Source organism: Candidatus Methylomirabilota bacterium (assembly GCA_035260325.1).
GTDB lineage: Bacteria > Methylomirabilota > Methylomirabilia > Rokubacteriales > CSP1-6 > AR19.
The window spans coordinates 1-3,406 of sequence record DATFVL010000281.1; the positions used below are offsets into that span (position 1 = coordinate 1).

At 66.3% G+C, this 3,406-nt stretch carries 4 protein-coding genes; 3 read left to right on the forward strand and 1 reads right to left on the reverse strand.

Annotation, left to right across the window (positions count from 1 at the left end):
• Both pstB and phoU read left to right on the forward strand, forming a co-directional pair.
• A partial coding sequence (gene pstB / locus VKG64_17905) for a phosphate ABC transporter ATP-binding protein (protein ID HKB26913.1) occupies positions 1 to 127 on the forward strand: 127 nt, incomplete at its 5' end.
• Positions 124 to 807 carry a phosphate signaling complex protein PhoU gene (gene phoU / locus VKG64_17910; GenBank protein HKB26914.1) on the forward strand — a complete coding sequence of 228 codons (684 nt, stop codon included), beginning with the start codon at positions 124 to 126 and terminating at the stop codon, positions 805 to 807. The genes pstB and phoU, both read left to right, overlap by 4 nt.
• Here the strand turns inward: phoU and VKG64_17915 are convergent.
• Positions 785 to 1,543, reverse strand: coding sequence for a rhomboid family intramembrane serine protease (locus VKG64_17915; protein ID HKB26915.1), 759 nt, complete (start codon positions 1,541 to 1,543; stop codon positions 785 to 787). The genes phoU and VKG64_17915 overlap by 23 nt on opposite strands.
• A 127-nt stretch (positions 1,544 to 1,670) precedes the next feature.
• On the opposite strand from VKG64_17915, the gene dnaK reads away from it, so the two are divergent.
• The coding region (gene dnaK, locus VKG64_17920; GenBank protein ID HKB26916.1) for a molecular chaperone DnaK at positions 1,671 to 3,406 on the forward strand (1,736 nt) is incomplete at its 3' end.

A 3,406-nucleotide genomic window follows, 5' to 3' on the forward strand; every position in this document is an offset into this window, starting at 1 on the left:
GCGGGTATCGGACTACACCGGTTTCTTCTATCTCGGCCGCCTGATCGAGTTCGGCGACACGAAGCAGATCTTCACGAGGCCCGCGGACGAGCGTACCGAGGCCTACATCACAGGACGGTTCGGATGAGCGCCTCCTCGCCCCGCACGGCACACCGCCACTTCCACGACGAGCTCTCCGAGCTCAAGGCGAAGCTCCTCACCATGTCGGGGGAGGCGCAAGACGCCCTCGGCCGCGCGCTCGACGCGCTCTTGAAGCGCGATCCCGGCCTCGCCGCGCAGGTCATCGCCGGAGACCGCGCGATCGACGCCTGGGAGCTCGAGATCGAAGAGATGGTGATCGACCTGCTCGCCACTCAGCAGCCCATGGCGCGCGACCTGCGGCTGCTCGTGGCGGCCACCAAGATCGCCAACGACTTGGAGCGCGTGGGCGACCACGCCGTGAACATCGCGCAGTCCGCCGAGCGCCTGCTCGGCGCCCGTCTCGTCGCCCCCGAGCCGGAGCTGCTCGAGATGGCCCGCCAGGTGCGCGCCATGCTGTCGGGCGCGCTCGACGCGTTCGTGCGCGGCGACGCGGTGCTCGGCCGTGAGATCTGCCGCCGCGACGACTCCGTGGACGCCCTGAACCGCTCCGTGTTCCGCATCCTCCTCACGCACATGATGGAGGACCCCCACATCATCGGCGCGGCGATGGACTTGTTCCTGGTGAGCCGCAACCTCGAGCGCGTTGCGGACCTGGCGACCAACATCGCCGAAGATGTCGTGTTCGTGGTGGAGGGAAAGACGATCAAACACCACGCGGAAGGATGAGCGCGCCGCCACGGTGCCGCTCCAGGTAGTCCGAGGACGCGAACAGGCGGATGAGCGCCATGCCGGCAAGGAAACCGCCGACGTGCGCCCAGAACGCCGTGCCGCCCTCGACCTGGGCCAGCGCCCCGACCGTGCCGAGCAGCAGCTGATAGAAGAACCAGTAGCCGAGCATCACGTAGGCGGGTAACGTCACGGTTGTCACGAAAAACCCGAGCCAGACGAGCGTGTGGACCCGCACGCGCGGGAACAGCAGCACGTAGGCCCCCATCACGCCGCTGATCGCGCCCGACGCACCCACCATCGGCACCGCCGAGTTGGGCGCGACCAGCATCTGGGTCAACGCCGCGATGACTCCGCACACGAGGTAGAAGACCACGAAGCGCGCGTGCCCCATCGCGTCTTCGATGTTGTTCCCGAAGACCCAGAGGAACCACATATTGCCGAGCAGATGGATCCAGCCGCCGTGCGTGAACATCGACGTCAGGACGGTCGACCAGTGCGGCTCGGCGGAGATCAGGCAGTGGAGCCCGGCGCCGAGCGGCACCGCCGTCCCGGGCGCCACGGTGCGCAGCAACTCGCCCGGAATCAGTCCCAGCTGGCAGACCGAGGCTGCCAGGGCCGCGTCATTGCCACCCGCGCCCTGAACGAACAGCCAGACGAGGACGTTTACCAAGATGATGCCGACCGTGACGACGGGGGTAAGCTCGGCGGGATTCTCGTCTTTGTACGGAATCACGCGGGCAATCTAACCCGCTCGGCCCAGCCCCGCTCTGCCTTTTTGGCACCTTTCGAGGGCACGCGGCTTGCTTGTGCGACGGGCAGCAACGTCTGCGCATCACCCTCAAGCTAAGGAGCACGTCGTCATGGCTGAGAAAATCATCGGCATCGACTTGGGCACCACGAACTCCGTGGTGGCCGTCATGGAAGGCGGCGACCCGGTCGTCATTCCCAACGCCGAAGGCGGGCGCGTCACCCCGTCCGTAGTGGCTTTCACCAAGGACGGTGAGCGGCTCGTCGGCCAGGTGGCGAAGCGGCAGGCGGTCACGAACCCCCAGAACACGGTGTTTTCGATCAAGCGCTTCATGGGTCGGCGCCTGAATGAGGTGACCGAGGAGATCAAGCGCGTTCCCTACAAGGTGGTCGAGGGCCCGAACGGCCTCGCCACGGTCGAGATCCAGGGCAAGCGCTACACGCCGCCCGAGATCTCCGCGATGATCCTGCAGAAGATGAAGCAGACGGCGGAGGACTACCTCGGCCACAAGGTCGAGAAGGCGGTGGTCACGGTCCCGGCATACTTCAACGACTCGCAGCGTCAGGCGACGAAGGACGCCGGTAAGATCGCCGGGCTCGACGTGGTGCGGATCATCAACGAGCCGACGGCGTCGGCGCTCGCCTACGGGCTCGACAAGAAAAAGGAAGAGAAGATCGCGGTGTACGATCTGGGCGGTGGCACTTACGACATCTCGGTGCTCGAGCTCGCCGAGGGCGTGTTCGAGGTGAAGTCCACCAACGGCGACACCCACCTCGGGGGCGACGACTTCGACGCGCGGATCATGGAGTGGCTCGTCGCGGAGTTTAAGCGCGACCAGGGGATCGATCTGTCGCGCGATCCGATGGCGCTGCAGCGTCTGAAGGAGGCCGCGGAGAAGGCCAAGATGGAGTTGTCCACGGTGATGCAGACGGAGATCAACCTGCCCTTCATCACGGCCGACCAGTCGGGGCCCAAACACTTGAACCTGACGCTCACCCGCGCCAAGCTCGAGCAGCTGGTCGACGATCTGGTGAAGCGCACCCTCCCGCCGATGCAACAGGCGCTCAAGGACGCGGGGCTCAAGCCCACGGAGATCGACGAGGTGATCCTCGTCGGGGGCCAGACGCGCATGCCCAAGGTCCAGGAGATCGTCAAGAGCTTCTTCGGCAAGGAGCCGCACAAGGGCGTGAACCCGGACGAAGTGGTGGGGATCGGCGCCGCGATCCAGGGCGGCGTGCTCGCGGGCGAGGTCAAGGACGTGCTACTCCTCGACGTCACGCCGCTGTCGCTCGGGATCGAGACGCTCGGCGGGGTCACGACGGTCCTGATCCCGCGCAACACCACGATCCCCACCAAGAAGTCGGAGATCTTCTCGACCGCCGAGGACACCCAGACCACGGTCGAGATCCACGTGTTGCAGGGCGAGCGCCAGATGGCGGCCGACAACCGGACGATCGGGAAATTCCAGCTCACCGGGATTCCGCCGGCTCCGCGCGGCGTGCCGCAGATCGAGGTCACGTTCGACATCGACGCGAACGGCATCCTGCACGTGTCCGCGCGGGACAAGGCCACGGGCAAGGAGCAGAAGATCCGCATCGAGGCCTCGTCCGGGCTCGGGGAGAAGGATATCGACAAGATGGTGAAGGACGCGGAGGCGCACGCCGCCGAGGACAAGCGGCGCCGCGACGAGATCGAGCGCCGCAACCGGCTCGACACCCTGGTGTATGAGGTGGAGAAGAACGCGAAGGAATGGGCCGACAAGGTCGACGCGTCGCTCAAGGCGCGGCTCGACAAGGCCGTCGAAGGCGCGAAGCAGGCGCTCCGCTCGGGCAACGGCGACGAGATCTC

What these genes read in the sequence shown, in the direction of transcription:
- phoU (HKB26914.1), top strand. Translation starts at nt 124, where the DNA reads ATGAGCGCCTCCTCGCCCCGCACGGCACACCGCCACTTCCACGACGAG.